The 18434-nt window shown below is 53.9% G+C and carries 11 protein-coding genes and 1 other annotated feature; all 11 genes read right to left on the bottom strand.

Features of this window, described 5'->3' with window-relative positions:
* The coding region (locus HMPREF9412_RS12445; RefSeq protein WP_254664040.1) for a LuxR C-terminal-related transcriptional regulator at nucleotides 1-2604 on the bottom strand (2604 nt) is incomplete at its 3' end.
* 414 nt (nucleotides 2605-3018) lie between these two features.
* Nucleotides 3019-4152: an NAD(P)H-dependent flavin oxidoreductase gene (locus HMPREF9412_RS12440; protein ID WP_302621993.1), complete on the bottom strand. Its 1134-nt coding sequence runs from the start codon at nucleotides 4150-4152 to the stop codon at nucleotides 3019-3021.
* A gap of 263 nt (nucleotides 4153-4415) precedes the next feature.
* Nucleotides 4416-5675 (bottom strand): tyrosine--tRNA ligase, encoded by a 1260-nt coding sequence (gene tyrS / locus HMPREF9412_RS12435; protein WP_009591882.1) that lies wholly within the window; start codon nucleotides 5673-5675, stop codon nucleotides 4416-4418.
* A 91-nt stretch (nucleotides 5676-5766) separates the two neighbouring features.
* Nucleotides 5767-5998, bottom strand: a binding site (T-box leader).
* Between the two features lie 116 nt (nucleotides 5999-6114).
* Nucleotides 6115-6930 carry a tetracycline efflux ABC transporter Tet(58) subunit B gene (gene tetB(58), locus HMPREF9412_RS12430; RefSeq protein ID WP_009591880.1) on the bottom strand — a complete coding sequence of 272 codons (816 nt, stop codon included), beginning with the start codon at nucleotides 6928-6930 and terminating at the stop codon, nucleotides 6115-6117.
* Complete coding sequence (gene tetA(58), locus HMPREF9412_RS12425) at nucleotides 6927-7958, bottom strand: tetracycline efflux ABC transporter Tet(58) subunit A (RefSeq protein ID WP_009591883.1); 1032 nt, start codon at nucleotides 7956-7958, stop codon at nucleotides 6927-6929. The genes tetB(58) and tetA(58) overlap by 4 nt, the downstream gene beginning before the upstream one ends.
* A gap of 232 nt (nucleotides 7959-8190) precedes the next feature.
* Nucleotides 8191-11322 (bottom strand): S-layer homology domain-containing protein, encoded by a 3132-nt coding sequence (locus tag HMPREF9412_RS12420; RefSeq protein ID WP_009591881.1) that lies wholly within the window; start codon nucleotides 11320-11322, stop codon nucleotides 8191-8193.
* A 480-nt stretch (nucleotides 11323-11802) separates the two neighbouring features.
* Nucleotides 11803-12750, bottom strand: a complete 948-nt coding sequence (locus tag HMPREF9412_RS12415; protein WP_009591885.1) for an ArsR/SmtB family transcription factor — start codon at nucleotides 12748-12750, stop codon at nucleotides 11803-11805.
* Nucleotides 12751-12998: 248 nt separating this feature from the next.
* Nucleotides 12999-14396, bottom strand: coding sequence for a family 43 glycosylhydrolase (locus HMPREF9412_RS12410; protein ID WP_036672058.1), 1398 nt, complete (start codon nucleotides 14394-14396; stop codon nucleotides 12999-13001).
* An 87-nt stretch (nucleotides 14397-14483) separates the two neighbouring features.
* Nucleotides 14484-16226 (bottom strand): glycoside hydrolase family 2 protein, encoded by a 1743-nt coding sequence (locus tag HMPREF9412_RS12405; RefSeq protein WP_009591891.1) that lies wholly within the window; start codon nucleotides 16224-16226, stop codon nucleotides 14484-14486.
* Nucleotides 16227-16257: 31 nt separating this feature from the next.
* Complete coding sequence (locus tag HMPREF9412_RS12400; protein WP_009591888.1) at nucleotides 16258-17262, bottom strand: aldose 1-epimerase; 1005 nt, start codon at nucleotides 17260-17262, stop codon at nucleotides 16258-16260.
* Between the two features lie 12 nt (nucleotides 17263-17274).
* A partial coding sequence (locus HMPREF9412_RS12395; protein WP_009591886.1) for a glycoside hydrolase family 2 protein occupies nucleotides 17275-18434 on the bottom strand: 1160 nt, incomplete at its 5' end.

Raw genomic sequence — 18434 nt, 5'->3', positions numbered from 1 at the left:
AAAAAGCTTTTCGCTGATCTGTCGATTGGACAGTCCTTGGGCGATGAGACGCAGCACCTCCAATTCCCGCCGACTCAGGGGCTCGATCAGAGACTCCGCAAGCTGAAGCTGGCTTGGAGAGGACTTGCCCGCGCTTTCCAGTCCTTCAATCTCAAAAGCATGCAGCAGCTTCTCCAGATAATCATGCATCGCTTGGGTTCCGGCTGCCTCTCGTATCGGTTGGCTGGCAGATGCTGCTCTGAGCAGCTCCTGCATCGGTGGCCCTTCATCGACGAATAACCGGATAAAACCGCCGGGCTCGGCCATCGCCACAGCATTTGCGGCGATCCGGGCAGCTTTCAGCCTATCGCCCTGGGCATGCAGAGCCAGGGCCAGCACGACCATGACCTTGAGCTGCTCGTCGGCCCATTCCTTAGCTTCCATCTGCGCGCGCAAGGGTTCGATGATCGTCAGGGCGGCCCCCGCATCCCCTTTAACCAACAAAACCCTGGCCTGGCTGAGACGGAGCCCATGCTCCTGCGCCAGCTGGGAGGCTTCATTGAAATTTCCTTGTTGAAGCAGGACAAGGACCTGCGCTTCGGCAATGAAGGGGAGCTGATTCATGAACTGCTGCTGACGGGCGAGGCAATCCGCCTTAGCTAACATGGCGGCGGCTTCGCTCACCGCACCCCGCTCTAGCTTCAGCCTCGCGAGAAACACCTCGCATGCTACGGCTCTGTCCGTTTGTTCAAACTGCGCGGCTAATTGAAGGGCCTTCAGCCCATGCCGTTCAGCGGCATCGAGGTCATTCCACTCACGGCAGATTCGGGCCAAGCCCAAATGCGCTTCGCATGCAGCCGGCGGCGGAGGGTCACCCGCCAACTCCAGAACGCTTCGATAGGTCACGGCGGCTGCATATAATTGATTATCCGCTTCCTGAAGAAGTCCAATTCCGAGCGTTGCCATCATGGCGATCATGAAATGTCCGATCTTCTGACTGATAGCAACGGCCTCATGATAAGCCTGCCCTGCCGCGGCACGATCGCCCCGGAGCTGGTAAGCGTATCCCAGCGTCCACATCGAGGCCGTGCGGACAGGCAGATTATGCGGACTTAGATATTCCAAGGCCCGTCGCGATTCCGTCATAATGGCTTCCGGCTGATGCTTGCTGACGGCAAGCGTCGCACGTATGGAGGCAATATGTCCTATGAGATCACGCATATTGCCGTCATCCTCGGCTGGCAAATGAATCTCGGCGGCTTGAAGTTTGCGTTCGACACCGCTCATTTGGCCGACCATCAGCAGAGCGGAGGCGTGCATGACATAAAGCGCGGGCCTTGCGTCCATTTCCGCCTTCGGCAGGGAATCCAGCCAATCGAGCACAGGGTGGATCGCTCCACGGAAGATCAGGGGCATCCCCTCCCCTTCAATCAGACGCGCGGCGCGATCCACGTCCTGGGCAGCAGCCGCATGCTGGAAAGCCTCCAGCCGAAAATCATGACGATCATGCCAGTCGCTGGCAAGCCGATGCAGTTCGGTCACGATCCTCTTCCCGTCTTCGGCATCGTTGCCTTTTCGGGACAGGCGTTGCCGCAGCGCATCCGAGAACAAATGATGATACCGGTACCAGCTCCGCTCGTTATCTAGCGGAACGATGAACAGATTGGCGCGTTCCAGGTACTCCAGGGTTTCTTGTCCGGAAACGGCGGCCGTCGGGGAATCACCGTCCTCCCTATGCAAAACGTACTCGCACAAGGAACCGCACAGCCGGTCGAGAATGGAAGTGCGCAGCAAAAAATCCTGCACGCTCTCAGGCTGCCGCTCCAGCACTTCTTCAATCAAATAGTCCAGTACGTAGCGGTGGCTGCCGCTGAAGGATCGTATAAAGCCCGCAGCGTCTGGATGGCCCTGCAAGGACAGCGCCGCTAACTGCAGGCCGGCGATCCAGCCTTCCGTACGGGATGCAACAAGCGCTGCATCCTCCCCGGACAGGTCCAGCCCCATCACATGCCACATGAATTCGGAGGTTTCAGTGGAAGTGAACCGCAAATCCGGTGTCCGTACTTCCGTCAGCTGGTTCCTTGCACGGAGCCGGGCCACGGGCAGATCGGGATCCTTGCGGCTGGCGATAACCACATGCATCTGCGGCGGCATGTGCTCAATGAGAAAGCCAAGAGCGCGGTCTATCGGTTTGGAATCAAGGACGTGGTAATCGTCAAGCACAAGGATGACACGGTCCGGTTTGGCCGTGATTTTATTCAGCATGGCCATAACGATGGCTTCGTTTGGCAGAGGATGCGGTGAGGGAGCCTGGAGTGTACTCACCATCCTCTCTCCGACATCAACCCCGATGGTTTGCAGGGCAGCCAAGAGGTAAGCGAAAAATCTGGATGGCTCACGATCCTCCTTTTCCAAGGACAGCCAGGCAACAGGATGCGGACAGCCCCCGATCCATTGGCTGAGCAGCGTGGTTTTGCCGCTCCCGGCAGAGGCCGAAATCGTGGTCAGCTTCCGGTGCAGACGCAGCCCCTCGTTCAAACGTTCGATCAGCCTGGGACGAAGGACAGCTTGGGACCGTGGAGAAGGAATGTATAATTTCGTGGACAAAATCGTCGTGGACATCATAACCCCCGTTATGCCGTCATTGCAGCAGTTTTCAACTTATTGTTTACTATGTTTAAGTGTTCGACGGATGCAGGGTTTTCCCTCTTAACCGCTACCTCCGCTCACTGCAGTCGAACCAGAAGCATGATTGGACGGGTTGGGCATACGATGAAAGATTTTATAAGGGCTTTAACAAGAGTCCGATCCAAAAGCGAGGTGATGGGTGTTGCGCCGGAACAACGTAATGCAGCGATTCCGACTGAACGGTCGAAGTGTCGAAATTAGTGAGAAGGTTTTATATGATGATTAAGCCATCCTTCAAGTTTGGCGAGATACTTACGCTTTCTGACAAAAAGGCAGGCAGGCCACCCAAAGGTTCTTCCTTAGGCGGCCTGCTGCATGATGAATTTCTTAAGTTTTGACGCATAACCTCTCTCAGCTCTCATCGACGGAGTTGCGATATGGACAAATCAACAGCGCTTCTTGGATCGTCTCGGCTACGATATCTGCTGCCGGTTGCCCCGAAGTGAGCCCTCTTGTGCCTTGCCCTGCCCATAAGGACATATATTCCGGATTGCTTTGGCGATTGGCGGCATTTCGTATGTCGCGGGTCACCGTATTCTGCGTAGGAAAAGGCAGCGGCTCTAAGCCGCTTGCATCCCATTGCTTAATGAAAGCATTGCGGATGCCTCTCGCCGGCCGCCCCGAGAACGCTTTGGTAATGACCGTGCTCTCTTCCGTGCTGCAAAGCAGCGCTTGCTGGTAAACCTCATGCGCACCCGATTCGGCCGCCGTCAGAAACCGCGTCCCCATCTGAACGGCTTGGGCGCCAAGAACAAGCGAGGCCACGAGTCCGCGTCCATCCATGACGCCCCCGGCGGCAATGACGGGAATCTTGACCCGGTCCACGATCTGCGGCACCAAAGCAAACGTTCCGATTTGGGCCCCCATCGGGTGCTCCGAAATATCAAACGTGCCCCGATGTCCCCCCGCTTCGCTGCCTTGGGCAACGACGGCGTCGCAGCCTGCTTGCTCGGCCAGGATAGCTTCGCGCACCGTGGTTGCCATCGCAACCACAAGCAGCTTAGCTTCTTTCGCTTGCCGCATGAGGGGCTCATCCGGAATACCGAATGCCGTGCTGATAACGGGCACCTTCTCTTCGAGCAGAACCGCGAATTGCTGCTCAAACCAATCGGGCGTTGTTACGTGATCCGATCCCGCATGGGGAATGCCAAGGTCGCCGCGCATCCGGTTTAACTCCTGTTGAACATCTTCGATTCGCTCCTGGTGATCCGAGGCCCGGGACGCAAAAAGGTTGACGGCAAAAGGCTTATCCGTCCGCTTGCGGATTTCCTGGATGCTATGGCGAATGGCGGCCGGCTCCATATAAGCCGCACCCAGCGTGCCGAGCCCGCCTGCGTTGGATACGGCGGCGACCAGCTCAACGGTTGTCGGCCCCCCGGCCATTCCAGCCAATATAAGCGGATAACGGATGCCAAACCGATCGCACAGCTCGGTCTGCAGTTGAATGTTCATGCTATAATCTACCTCCTTTAACGCTACAGATATTATCCTATTAAAAGAGAGAAACTTTCAAATAAAAGAATAACGACAATCAGCGTACCCTCTCGAAGACAGACCGCATACAGCATTTTTTTGTCGAGATCAGGAGAGTAAGCCTTCGAAGTTTTTCTCATCTCTAATATAAAGGCCAACCAGAAGATTCTGGCTAACCTGATCATACGAAAAGCCGCTAAGCACATGAACAGTGTTTAGCGGCTTTTGCGGGTGCGTTCGTCCGGGGAGACCCCTTTTCCCTGATGGTTACCCTTCTAGGACATTTTCACCAAACTATAGTTTTTCTTGCCCTTGCGAATGATGATAAACCGGCCGCCAATCGCCTGGTCGGCTGTCACCTCGTGGCCCAAATCGCTGACGCGCTCGCCGTTCATCGAGATCGCGCCTTTGGTGATATCCTCGCGCGCTTGCCGCTTGGAAGGCTCGATGCCCAGATCCACGAGCCAGTCCACGATATTCTTCGTTTCCGGCGTCGCTTCGAACGTCGGCATCTCCTTGAAGCCCTGCTCGATCTCATCGGCCGTGAGCGATTTAATATCGCCGCTGAACAGAGCCGCCGTGATGCGCTTGGCCTGCTCCAGCATCTCCTCGCCGTGCACGAATCTCGTCATTTCCTCGGCCAGCGTTTTTTGCGCTTCGCGTTTATGCGGCTCACTCTGCACCTTTTCGGCCAGCTCGTCAATTTGCTCCTTGGTCAGGAAGGTGAAGTATTTCAAGTATTTGACGACGTCGCGGTCGTCGGTGTTCGCCCAGAACTGGTAGAACTCGAACGGCGTCGTTTTGTTCGGGTCAAGCCAGATCGCGCCGCCGGCCGTTTTGCCGAACTTCGTGCCGTCGGCCTTCAGCATGAGCGGTATGGTCAGGCCAAAGGCTTTGGCTTCGGGTCCTTCCTTCTTCCGGATCAAATCCAGTCCGCTTGTAATGTTGCCCCATTGGTCCGATCCGCCGATTTGCAGCTGCACGTCCTCATGCTGGTACAGATGCAGGTAATCGACCGACTGCAGGATTTGGTAGGAGAATTCCGTAAACGAAATCCCGCTGTCAAGCCGGCTCGCAACCACGTCCTTCGCCAGCATCGAGTTGATGCTGAAGTTCTTCCCGTAATCGCGCAGGAATTCGATAATGTTGATCTTATGCGTCCAGTCGTAGTTGTTGACCATGCGGATTTGATTGTCGCCCTCCGTCACGAAGAGCTTTTTCATTTGTCCTGTCAGCGCGTCCACGTTAGCTTGAACCTGCTCCAGCGTCTGCAGGGAGCGCTCGGTTTGACGTCCGCTTGGATCCCCGATGGTGCCGGTTGCGCCCCCGATCAGAATGACCGGACGATGCCCGGCAAGCTGGAAGCGTTTGAGCATGATGAAGGGAATCAGGTGACCGATATGCATGCTGTCGCCCGTAGGATCCACGCCGCAATACAGCGAAATCGACTTTTCATTCGTAAGCTCCCGGAGGCCTTCGGCATCCGTCTGTTGGTTGATCGCATCGCGCCATTCCAGTTCGTCGATAATATTCACAGCGTTAACACTCCTTCAATACATAATTTTTCCTTATAACGAAACGCCCATCTGTTGAAAAAACAAAAAATCGCCCCTTGTCTGTTACAGACATAGGGACGATTAATAACCGTGTTACCACCCAGATTGCACGAATGGTCTGCAACGCTTGCCGCGCGCCATTCATGCCGCTCATTAGACGAGGTATCGTTCGCCGTTTCCGCTCGGCATTACCCGAGATACTCCAGAGTGTAATTCGCTGCGTTGGTATGTACCGGGTTCCATCGCCCCCGGCTTTCTAGAACAGGGACCAAGCTGCTACTGGGCTCTTTCAACGTATGTCGCTTATAAGATTACAGACAGTATAGTGAATTAATAAATCGATGTCAACTCCGTTTTGGACGGAAGTGCTGCTTCCCCCGGCAGCATGGGTGATACAGCCGGAGGTGTCCCCAGAATATCAGGTGCGGCGCATGTATGCACGAACCGTGATCGGAGCAAAAATCGCCACGATGATCGCGGCGCCGACCAAGGATATCGTCAGATCCCAGCCCACGGTTCCGGAGTTCGTCAGATCCCGGACAGCCGTCACCAGATGCGATATCGGGTTGATGTTCACGAACCACTGCAGCCAACCCGGCATCGTATCTACCGGCACGAACGCGTTGGAGAGAAACGTGAGCGGAAACAGCACGATCATCGATATCCCCTGCACGCCGGAGGCGGATCTTGCAATCACGCCGAAGAACGCGAATATCCAGCTGATGGCCCATGAGCATACAATGACGATCAGCGCGGCAAGAGCAACGTAACCTAAGCCTCCGCCGGGGCGGTAACCCATGACGTATCCCATCGAAAAGGTAAGCACCGTTGCAATGGTATAACGAACGGTATCTGCCAGCAGGGCGCCTGCAAGCGGAGCAATGCGCGCAATCGGCAGCGACTTGAATCGGTCGAATACGCCTTTATCCATATCCTCGCGCAGCTGCACGCCTGTGACGACGGAGGTCGTAATCACGGTTTGAACGAGGATGCCGGGAATGATGACCGGCAAATAACTGGCCACGTCGCCGGAGATGGCGCCGCCAAAAATATAGGTGAACATCAGCGTGAAAATAATGGGCTGGAACGTAACGTCAAACAACTGCTCGGGCGTGCGCCGGAGCTTCAGCAGACCCCGGTAGGCCATCGTCAACGAGTTTCGAACCGTCTGACCGAAACTCGTGCGGTTCTTAAGCCGGCGTTCCGTCCCTGATTTCATGATCGTGCTGCTCATACTCTTGTCACCTCTCTATCGTTGGATTCATTAGACGATAGGGCATCGTCTTCCTTCACGCCGTGGCCGGTGATCGTCAGGAACACCTCATCCAGGGTCGGCTTCTGCACGCTCATCTCGGACAAGCCGATGCCTGCCGTACGCAACTCAATCAACAGGTCTGTAACAAGACCCGCATTAGCCATCGGCGCCGTTATCTTTCCGGCTTCCGGCGATATGTTAGCATGAACGCCTAGCACCTGTTCCACGGTGTGGCGGGCGCGGCCCATATCCACTGCATCCTGGACGGTCAAGTGCAGCGAGGAAGTCCCCACCGACATCTTCAGTTCATCCGCCGTCCCCTCGGCTACGACCCGTCCGTAATCGATGACCGCAATGCGGTCTGCCAGTTGATCCGCCTCTTCCAGGTACTGCGTGGTCAGCAGCACCGTTGAGCCGGTTTTCACCAATCGGCGGATCGTATCCCACATCTGGGAACGCGTCCTGGGATCCAGCCCCGTCGTCGGTTCATCCAGGAAGATGAGCGGCGGCTGGGCAATGAGGCTAGCCGCCAGATCCAATCTTCTCCGCATGCCGCCGGAGAAATGTTTGAGCGGCCGTTTGGCGGCTTCCGACAACCCGAATTCCTCAAGCAGCTCACCCGCCTTCCGCCGTGCCTCCGTGCGTCCCAGCCCCAACAAGCGGGAGAAGATGATCAGATTCTCCGTAGCGCTGAGCGATTCATCCACCGAGGCATATTGGCCGGTCACCCCGATCAACTGACGGACAATCTGCGATTCCGTCAGCACATCGTGCCCGAAGATTCGGGCCGAACCCGCATCCGGCTTTAACAAGGTGGCCAGCATTCGGATGGTCGTCGTCTTGCCTGCGCCGTTCGGTCCCAACACGCCATAAATCGTGCCGGCGCGCACGTTCAAATCCACGCCGTCCACGGCGCGGTTATCGCCGAAGGTTTTGACCAGACCGTACGCCTCAACGGCCAAGTCACCAGGGGTTGGCTCTAATTTCTTTTTGTATCCATGCTCCATTATGATTTCCTCCTCTTCGCTAATGGATGATGTTTGAATCGTATCACCGCTATTTAAACGGAATGTAAACCGGGAGAAGAATAGGCTGTCTGCAACAAACTTTTGCGGAGTATATGGATTTCTTCAAACCCGATTCACGACAGGCGGGCTTGTTGGTTTGAATCGCGGACAATAAAAACACCCGGTTCAACGCTCTTCGCGCGATCCGGGTATTAATAAATTCTGCATGATCTCAATGTCCTTTGCTTGCAGCGGCCGTCTGTTCATCCAACTCGCCCGAGTTTATGACACGGCCGTCTCGTACGGGCCTTTTCAATTCCATAGCTCGGAGGAGAAGGACCACGGCCTCAGCACGGGTTACTTTTTTCTTAGGAAGAAAACTGCCATCTGGATAGCCTGTCATGACTCCCTGCTCCGACATTGCCGCCGTCGCTTCACGGGCCCATGAGGAAACGCTATCCTGATCCATAAATGCCGGCGCTCCTTCCGCTGCGGATAATCCCGCCCATCGCATGACCATCACGGCCATCTGCTCACGTGTAATCGGATCATTCACTCCGAAGTACGTTGCCGTATATCCCTCGATGATCCCGTAGGCTTGGGCTGTCGCAATCATATCCTGTGCCCAATGGCCATCTGAATCGGGGAAAACATGTCCGCTTCTCTCCTCCATGTTGAGGGAACGAACGAGCAGGGATACAAATTCCGCTCTGCTAATGGGACGTTCAGGTTTAAAGGAGCCGTCCAAATAACCACTAATTACGCCGATTCGAGCCACCTGGTTAATCATGTCCTTAGCCCAATGGCCATCAATATCGGTGAAATCTCTCTCAGGGTTGACATCGACTTCTTTTTTAACCGTTGTAGCGATCACCGCAAATTTGGCCAAATGATCGATTGACCCGGTCACGGTCCTCTGGTCCCAATCCACTTTGATGTTCTTTAGTTCGATCCATTCGCTCGTTTTTTCGTCCAGCCAATAAAGACTCACGGCATCCTCTTCATGGTTGATGGCATCGGTTCCAAATTGCAGGTTGAGGGTGACCTCTTTGTGAAAAGCTCCAGTCCAATTCTTCGTAATTTCGATCACTTGGCCGACAAACCGATCGGTTTCAGTTAATGGTAGCCCGCTAGTGTCCTGGATAACCTTAAAGTTGAGACAAAACCCCGCGTTCCAAGCACTCTTCGGTATAATGATCCTACCATTAGGAAATGGAATCGTTTTTCCTTTCGTTCCGTTTACGCATGTGTTGTCCGGCAGTTCATCTGTCCCGCCGCTCACCCCGGAGCCGTTACTTCCGCTTGAACCTCCATCCCCGCTTTTTTCAAGAACGGTGACATGAACAACTGCATGTAATTGGTCCGGGTTGATAACGCCCTCCGGCAACTCCAAGGAGCCCTTGAATATGTAGTCACCTGCTTGCAGTCCATTATACGCCGGTTCTTCATGGTCCCAAATCACATTTGCCTTGGCAGTACCGCCATGACTTAATCTAACCTCTACCTGCTCAGGAAGAGTAATGGAGGATTTTGGGGTACCGTGGCTTACCCGGATAGCTGGAATATCGTTCACCTTGACGATAAAGCTTTGCCCCACCGTTACATGGATCGTTGTCTTCATACCATCCGGATTGGCCATATCTTCCGTTAAATTCACCAAACTGCCCGTGAAGACATAGATGCCTGGGATTGCAGCCTGATAAGGATGATTCTCATCTGCCGAGCTCCATTCCACCTCAGCGGATTTCCTCAATTGACCCGGGCTCAACGTCACTTGGACCGTATCCGGCAGGCCTATTTCATCGACGGGCGTTCCGTTAGCGACAGTTAACGCATCAGGCTCCATGACGCCTGTGATAGTATACGGATGAACAGTTACTTCAATCTGGGTGGTTTCGCCGTGCAACGAGATGCTAATCACCGCTTTCCCTGGAGCTTTCGCTGTAACCTGTCCCTCTTGACCAACATCAACAATAGATTCCCCCTCACTGACAGCATAATCAGCGTTGTTCGTTGCAATAAACGACGACTGTTTTTGATGATTAGCGGTCACTACCATTTGAGTACTGTCCCCAACATCCAATGGTTGGGAATCCATCGTGACAACTGTTCTTTCAAACGGATTCTCCCATTGAAGAAACGGCAGCGTCTGCCCGTTATAGAGGTACCAAGTATCCTCAAAATCCCAATGATCATATATCTCGTACTGCTTCATTTCGTCCCCGGGCACCGGCGTTCCGATCCCGTTATCAGGAAAGGCCGAATTATATGCACTCGTATTCCAATAGGATGAATCCACCGAGCCATGGTTGATCCCAACCAGCCCCCCGATACCGTAGCCTGCTCCTGATATGGTTCCGGAAAAGTAAGTGTCGCTAATCATGCCGCTATCCAAATTAACGCCAACCAAACCGCCGGAGAACTGTCGTCCATTCACGGTTCCCGTGGCATATGATGAATGAATCCGGCCGTCGTTGCGTCCTGCAAGGCTTCCAACGTTATCATCTCCAGAGACTTGCGCCGAAGCATAGGATCTGCTCATTTCACCGTCATTTTCTCCTGTCAGACCACCGACGCCGACTAAGCCTGCTACCGTCCCTGAAAAAGAGGAGCCGTCAATCAGGCCGTAGTTCATTCCTGCCAAACCGCCGGAATAATGGGATCCTTCTACAGTTCCCGTCACATACACTTCTCGGATCGTGCCGTAGCTAATTCCAGCAGCCCCGCCTGAACTTCCGTGATAATAACTTCCTACGCCTACCCTCACGTCTTCAAGAATGACATTTTCAATAATTCCGCTGTCACCGACAAAACCAAACAAACCCAAGGGGCTCCAATAATGAGCACCTATCCCCAATCCGGTAATGCGATGCCCCTGCCCGTCGAATGTCCCACTGAATCTGGCCGAATCAATCCCGATCGGTTCCCAGCCACCTACCAAAGCAAAGCCTGACAGATCAATATCATGAGTCAAAAGGTAATGGGCCTCAAGGTTATTCCGGACAGCGTCCAGCTGCTCTGCTGTCTCGATTAGGTAGGGAAACTCCAGTGAGCCGTCTCCGCCTGCAAATATGCCGAATGCCCGGATATCGTCTTCCTTTGCTTGCTTGGCGCCATCATCCGGCGCAGACACCTCCTCTTCCTTTCCGGCTGAGAAAGATTCGTCAGATCCGTCCTCTTCCTCCTTCACGACTTCTCCTTCATTAGAAGGCAGAGTCACATTTCCATAACCTTCGGTTAAAGATACCGGACCTACGGGACCTTCTGCCGATACTTCATTGACAGGCGGCATACCGAACCAAATCAGTACTGCCGTCAATACGAAAACCAAAAAGCTATGCTTCCGTTGTCGATTGTTGTTCATCTTGTTCTTTCCTCCCCAGAGACGAACGGGACTAATTACGTGTTTCATGAACTCCACCCTATTGTAAAAAATTCAGAAGGACATGTATGTTCGGGTGTGTTTACGAGACACTGTCAGCCATTTTCCATCTCAGTATGATTAAACAAGCTTTTCACTTGCAGATGCTGAGGAGCGTTGATCCAATAACTAGTGTAATATATTAAAAAATTGGCGATGTTTCATTTTTGTCTCAAATTTTAAGCAGGAGCATACCTGACCATGGAGCCCGGATTGCTCGGTCACAACTCCATAATGGGCTGCTTCAATCCGAAAATGTTGGAACAGTTTCCTGTTATAGCAGCTAAACATGTCAGAGAATGAATGGCGAGCGGGTGTGAAATGAACCTTATTCGAGGAGCACATAAAAAAATGACAGTGCAGAAAAAACTCTGCACTGCCATTTATGAATTGCTCGGTGACAACTGACCCTGCGGCCATTAATCAAAGCTCTTCCTCATCCTGATCCATCGTATATTTCACCTGCATGATGATATTCTGTTCGTGATCGCCAAACTGGCGGCCGAACAGATTCAACCCTCCCTGATTCACGGCATCGGGTTTGATGCCGATGCGCAGCCGCAGTTTGGGGCTTGCAGTAATATTCAACTGATCCAAAGTAACGCTCGATATCTTCTCCATATCCAGCGTTGTTTTCTCATCATCCACGCGCCATATTTTGAGAAACCCGTATTGCGTTGCCCAATCGTACCACCAGTTCGGGTTCAGCTTGCCGCGGCGATCCCCGAAATCGCCGGGGCTTGTCCACATGCCGATCTCCACGCCATTGACCCACACCGAAATATTCGAAGGCCAATTATGATCATAATTGGGGGCCTCGGAGCACATCTCCATGGATAGTTCCAGCGATTCGATTCGTGCTCCGGCCGGAATATCCATCGGCATCAAGTATTCCAGGTATCCCTTGCGAAGCCAGATGATCTGGGCATTCACGTGCTTAGGATGGTAAAAGCTCGCCGGTTCGTCTTCCTTAATGATGTACCCGTCCGCATTGGCCATTCCGCAGGTAGGCGCCACTTCGCAATCGCTGTAATGGCCGATCGGCATATCGACTTCATAGACATGCGTGACTCCTTTAGGAACCGAATTCTTCAAATTCAACGCAATATGGATATCATCATAATTCCGGCTGCACACCTTCATGGCCCCGCGCGAAGCCGGGAGCAATTCCGTATTGATTAACTCGGCCGCTTCCAGCACTTTGATGTTGCTCGCCACCGTCGAAACGGGAAGTTTGAGTTTCTCGGCGATTTCGATGATATTCAGGTTCTTGGAATTCAAGAGCCTCAGAATATCCACCCGAGAACGCGTTGACAAGGCATGAGCTACCGTGACCAGTCTTTCCGGGTCGTTAAAACCAAGTTCCAGCACAAATCCGCTCTCCTTTAAACATATTCATTACCTTTCATCTTATCTCTTAATGAAATGAAAAACAATCATGCCTGCAAGGGCTTACATCCGCGATTTCCCTGCATCTTGCCATAGTGCATGAGCAGCCTGGATACGGCGAAGAAAACCAGTCCCTTCTTAGCCAGAAATGGCTTCCGGGAGAACCGGAAGCCATCCATGATCGAGCTTGCAGCACTTCATTTTTCGGTTGACTAAGCCATCCGCTGGTCCTAATTCGCCGGCTTGATGTCAAAGAAGTCGATTTCTCCGTATCCTTCGCCTTTTGAAAAACGTATCGTGTTCACGCCGGCCTTTAACTGAACCCGCGCTGTGGACAGGCCCCAGTTCTCCCACCCTTTATTCGTAATATGGAATTTGTCGGCCGTTCCGGCATTCACGCTGAGCATAAGATGGGACCAATTCCCTCCGGCCGTTCCATTTGCCGTGCGGGCCAGCAAAATGTAGTCGCCTGCTGACGGGGCATGCACCGAAAATTCCACGTAGCTCTCCGGCGTATCGATATGTCCTGCTTTCATGCCTCCCGAACCGTTAGGGCTTTGGGATGCATAGGCGACGCCGCCGAACGTTCCCTCCTCACCTTCATAACGGGTGTGCGCCGCTTCGCCGGAAGGCAGCGCTATCGGAGCATTCGGATTCGCCGGAACGCCGAGGTTCGGCGTATGGTCGGCGTGCCATGTGAATTTCTGCGCTCGGACCTCACGGTTCCATCCCGCGTTGTTATACTTGGCGACATGGTATAGCATCCAGTCCTCCGTACCGTCGGGTGACTTGGTAAACGAATGGTGGCCCGGGCCGTACAGCCCGTTGCCGGACTTGAATATAGGCTGGCTGCGTTTGGTCCATGAAGCCGGTTTCAGCAAATCGCTGGTTGTGCTTGCCGTGATCAGGCCGAGGCAATAATCATTGGTCCAGCTTCCGCTTGCCGAGTACACCAGGCTGATGACGCCGCCGCGTACAACCACCTGGGGTCCTTCGTTTACATGCGGGGAATGATTCGTTTCCCAGCTGTGCGTAGGCCTTGCGATTTCGACGCGGCTTGAATCAATCGTCCAAGGGTTGCTCATATGGGCGATGTACAGATTCTGCCGCACATTGGTGTCCCCTTCCCAGCCGGACCAGATAAAATACAGCTCACCGTTAACCTGCAGCACCGTGCCGTCAATCGCCCATTTGTTTGTCGGGTCCGTTATCTGGCCTTTGTACTGCCAGGTTCCCTGCGTCGGGTCCGCCGACGTGTTCTCCATAACATACATGCGGTGGTTGACGTTATCCCCGTCATCCTTGGCATAGTAGATGTACCAGGCGCCATTGATGTAATGCAATTCGGGAGCCCAGATCCCGCAGCAGCCCGTTTCCACGACCCTCGTCGGAGCCGCGTCCACCGTGGTAAGCTGGGCGGACTTCCATATCGTCACATTGCCGCCGGTCGTTTTCGTGAAGTAGTAAAAGCCGTCTGTGTGTTTATACACCCAAGGATCCGCTCCATCCTGCATGACCACGTTATAGAAGTTGTTCTGAAGCGTGGCCGCATGCGTCGCCTGACCCATCGGAAGAATAAGAAATGCGCATATCGTGAGCAACAATTTATTCCGGTAATTCACCTTCATCTTTTCGTCACGTTCCTTTCGGATAATGTGCAATCATACACCAAACATGGTACAAGCCTACTTCAAGATACCGGTCATTATGGGTGCTTAATCTTCAATCGCGGCTTTGCGGGCGTTAATGCGGCGGATCACTTCAGGATCGAATTTCGATCGTCTGTCATAGGTGTACAATCCGTTCACTTCCTGCTCCACGTCGTACAGCTGGGTATAACAGAAGCCGAACATCATGGGATGGTCCAGCAGCACGTTCGTTAACCCCGCATAACGCTCCAGAAACGCTTCTTCGGATGTCGGCCTGTCGCCGTAACCCCAAGACTTCTCGTCTTTCTGATCCGGATTCCACCAGATGCCGCCGTATTCGCTGATAAAATAAGGCTGGCCGCCATACAGCTGCCTATTCGGGAAGCTGTTATATACCTCGCCACCGTTCTTCATCGGCTCATATCGCTGCTTGAACGTCTCCGGATTTTGGTCATAATCGTGGATATCGAATATATCGGTCACCACATGGAAGTTGCCGCTCGTATCAATCACGGGGCGTGTAGGGTCCATCTTCTTCGTGACCTCGTACACAATGCGCAGCACATCGTTATTTTGCTTGGCGCCATCCCGGTCCCAAGTCTCGTTGAAAGGACACCAGCCGATGAGGGCCGGATGATTGAAATCGCGTTCCATGCCTTCGAGCCATTCCGGCAGGAAATGGGACAACCCCTCGGCCGTGGTAATGTCCAGCCCCCAATTCGCATGCTCCCCCCATACCAGATACCCTAACCGGTCCGCCCAGTACAGAAAACGCGGTTCAAACATCTTCTCGTGAAGCCTGGCGCCGTTAAAGCCCAGTCCCATCGAAATTTCGATGTCTTTGCGGAGATCCTCATCGCTTGGAGCCGTATAGACTCCATCCGGATAGAAGCCTTGATCCAGCACAAGGCGTTGAAATACGGATTTACCGTTGATGCGGAATGCCATTCCGTCCAGCATGACGGTTCGGAGGCCGAAATACGATTGGACCGTATCGCTCGCCTGGCCATCTCCTTGCAGTGATAATTCCAGATCGTACAGCCTGGCCTGACCCGTTTCCCACAAATGGACCTCCGACAATGGAAGGGTGAGTTTGACGGACGGCCCGGATACGACAGCACTTGCATTCCCTACCGCATTCCCCTCATACAGGGCGGATGCGGTCAGTTTATGGCCTGCTGCATTTCCGTTGATCTTAATCTCGAGGTGGGCACAGCCATTATCCGGGTCACCCACCAGCTTCATGTCGGACATATAAGCCTGCGGCACTTGCTCCAGCCATACCGTTTGCCAAATCCCCGTCGTGCGGGTGTAATCGCAGCCGTGCGAATGGAATCGTCCGCTTTGCTTCCCGCGCGGCTGGCGTCCGGAACGGACATCGTCTTCCGCGCAGACGGTAACGATATTCCCGCCCGGCTTCACATGCGATGTGATATCAAAGCTAAAAGGCGTATATCCCCCGCGATGCGTTCCTACGGATACTCCGTTTACCCAGACTTCGGTCTCATAATCCACGGCTCCGAAATGAAGCAGAATTCTGCCGTTCCGGTCCTTAGGCACCTCGAACTCCCGCTTGTACCAGACCGCTGCCATGAAATCCTTATATTCCACGCCGGACAGCTTGCTTTCGGGACAGTATGGAACGGTGATCGTTCCGGACAGCTCATGTCCCGGGTCATGGAGCCCGCGCTCCTTACCGCTCCGGCCATGGTCGATTTCGAATTGCCATGATCCGTTCAGATTGATCCATTGCGGCCTTACCCATTGCGGGCGTGGGTATTCGGGACGCGGTAGTGTTAATTGAGTCATGTCGAACTCCTTTTATTATGTTTATTGGGCTTTAGCCCCGACTTACCTTTACGTACAGCCGGCTGGTCTCTTCCCAGATTTCGTCCGGCTCGAGACTGAAGCACCCAATTTCTTCGGCGGGCATATCCATATTGGGGGCATTGACCAAATTGATCTGCGGCTCGGGGCAAAAGAATCCCTCGGTCGCTTGGTTGTTCCAAATCATCCATTGCTTGTAGGAGGTGCCCACGTCATAAACCAGTGTGACCTTCTCGGCCTCATCAGTAAGCTCCATCCGGTTCCTTCCGTTCTGGGGCACGGCGGTATAGTGGTTATCCATGCTTTCGAAGAACGGATAAACGCCGGCGCCTTGCATGGCCTGTTCATTCGCGGACAGTTCCTGATGGGAGCCGGTAGGCAGCATTCGCCCATCCAGCTCCCATCGCTTCCCAACGGTCAGCTTTAAACGGTAATCCCGGGCGTTGCCCCCCTCGGCGAACGGCGCGTTAACGGACGTATGAAACGCCAGCAAACACGGCATGGCTTCTTGGCCTGCGTTGATGATCGTTACCCGCTTAGACAACCCCTGATCGCTTAAGCCGTAACGAAGCTGAATGCGGAACCGGAACGGAAAGTGTCCGAATACCGGATGCTGTTCATCCACGCGGACAGATACGGTCACATAAGCTTCCTGCCCGGTATGCCCGTATTCGTCCACCACCCATGGAATATTGTACAGGAATCCATGCAGATGATGTCCCGTCGCCTCTTCATTGACCGGGAGCTGATGGACTATGCCGTTCCACCGGAACCGGCCATCTTGATACCGGTTCGGGGGAAACAATACCGGTATGCCGTGAATCATCGGCCTTGCTTTGAATGCCGGCATTTCCTCCGGCGTCGGCTCATGCAGAAACCGGTAGCCCTTTTCGATGTCCCGAAACGCTATCAAATTACCGCCGATATCCGGGAGCATGACCGCTTCATAAGCTCCTGCCCGCAGAAACACGGCTTTCTCGTTATGGTATACGCCTTCATAGGCATTCGTCCCGCCCATTTCATGTGCCTCCTATTGTCCCGTCATGATTTTGCGAATGGTTTCGAGCGGCGCCTTCGGCTTACGGTCATACGTAAGCAGGCCGTTGATTTCCTGCTCGACGTCCGTCAGCTGCGTGTAGCAGTATCCCTGGATCACCGGGGAAGAGAACATCGGATCCACCACGGCTTTGAGCCGGATCAGATAATCCTCCTCGTTCTCGGCTCCGGAATACCCCCAGCCCTCCCATTCGCTCTTCTTGAAGGCAATGCCGCCAAACTCCGATACGAGAATGGGCTGGCCGTCATAGGAAGCGCCGCCGACGAATATTCTTCGGTTCGCCGGCATGGCTTCCACCGCGGACGCGGCTGTTGCATACCGTTCTTCCAGCACTTCCTGGCGGCTCTCATAATCGTGAATGGTGACCAAGTCCGTGGTCATATGCTCCCATCCGTCGTTATATACAACCGGTCTGCTATCGTCTAACGACTTCGTTAGATGGTACATGGCGAGCCCGTGCTGCTGCTGGCGCTTTTCCATCTGCACATTGGGAACACCCCAGCTTTCATTCAGCGGGACCCAGGTTATGATGCAGGGATGGTTATAATCCCGCTCGATGATCTCCTGCCATTCCGCCGTGAAACGGCGAACATACGACTCGGAATATTCGTACGCGTTGGCCGCCTCGCTCCATAGCAGCAGGCCGAGCTTGTCGCACCAATACAGGAATCTGGGGTCCTCCGTTTTCTGGTGCTTTCTCACGCCGTTGAATCCCATTTCCTTCGCCAGCTCCACGTCGCGCTTCAAAGCCTCATCCGACGGCGCCGTCAGGATTCCCTCGGGAAAATAACCCTGATCCAGCACCAGCCGCTGGAAATACGGGCGATTATTCAGGCACAGTTTGCCGTTCTCGATCGATACCTTCCGCATCCCGAAATAGCTGGATACCTGATCAACGACGTCTCCATCCTGAACAAGGCGGAATTCGATGGTATATAAATTCGGATGCTCCGGGCTCCACAGGCGTCCCAGGCCATGGTCCGTAAAATCGCTGAGGCCGATGGTCCGCAGCTGCTCCGCGCTTCGAATGGCATATTGATCCTCGGCAACACACTCGCCCTGATAGGATACGGTGATCTGCAGCTTGAGGTCCTCCGTCGCCTTGTAGCCTTCAAGGAAGGTCCGGATGCGAA

Origin of the sequence: Paenibacillus sp. HGF5 (assembly GCF_000204455.1) — a bacterium.
GTDB classification, from domain to species: domain Bacteria; phylum Bacillota; class Bacilli; order Paenibacillales; family Paenibacillaceae; genus Paenibacillus_AQ; species Paenibacillus_AQ lautus_A.
The sequence above is the reverse complement of the archived record's forward strand: the minus strand, read 5'-3'. Positions and strand labels throughout refer to the sequence as shown.

Bases quoted from the DNA above. Each gene is read 5' to 3' on its own strand.
- HMPREF9412_RS12405 (WP_009591891.1), bottom strand. From the start codon at position 16,226: ATGACTCAATTAACACTACCGCGTCCCGAATACCCACGCCCGCAATGG.
- HMPREF9412_RS12400 (WP_009591888.1), bottom strand. From the start codon at position 17,262: ATGGGCGGGACGAATGCCTATGAAGGCGTATACCATAACGAGAAAGCC.
- HMPREF9412_RS12420 (WP_009591881.1), bottom strand. From the start codon at position 11,322: ATGAACAACAATCGACAACGGAAGCATAGCTTTTTGGTTTTCGTATTG.
- HMPREF9412_RS12410 (WP_036672058.1), bottom strand. From the start codon at position 14,396: ATGAAGGTGAATTACCGGAATAAATTGTTGCTCACGATATGCGCATTT.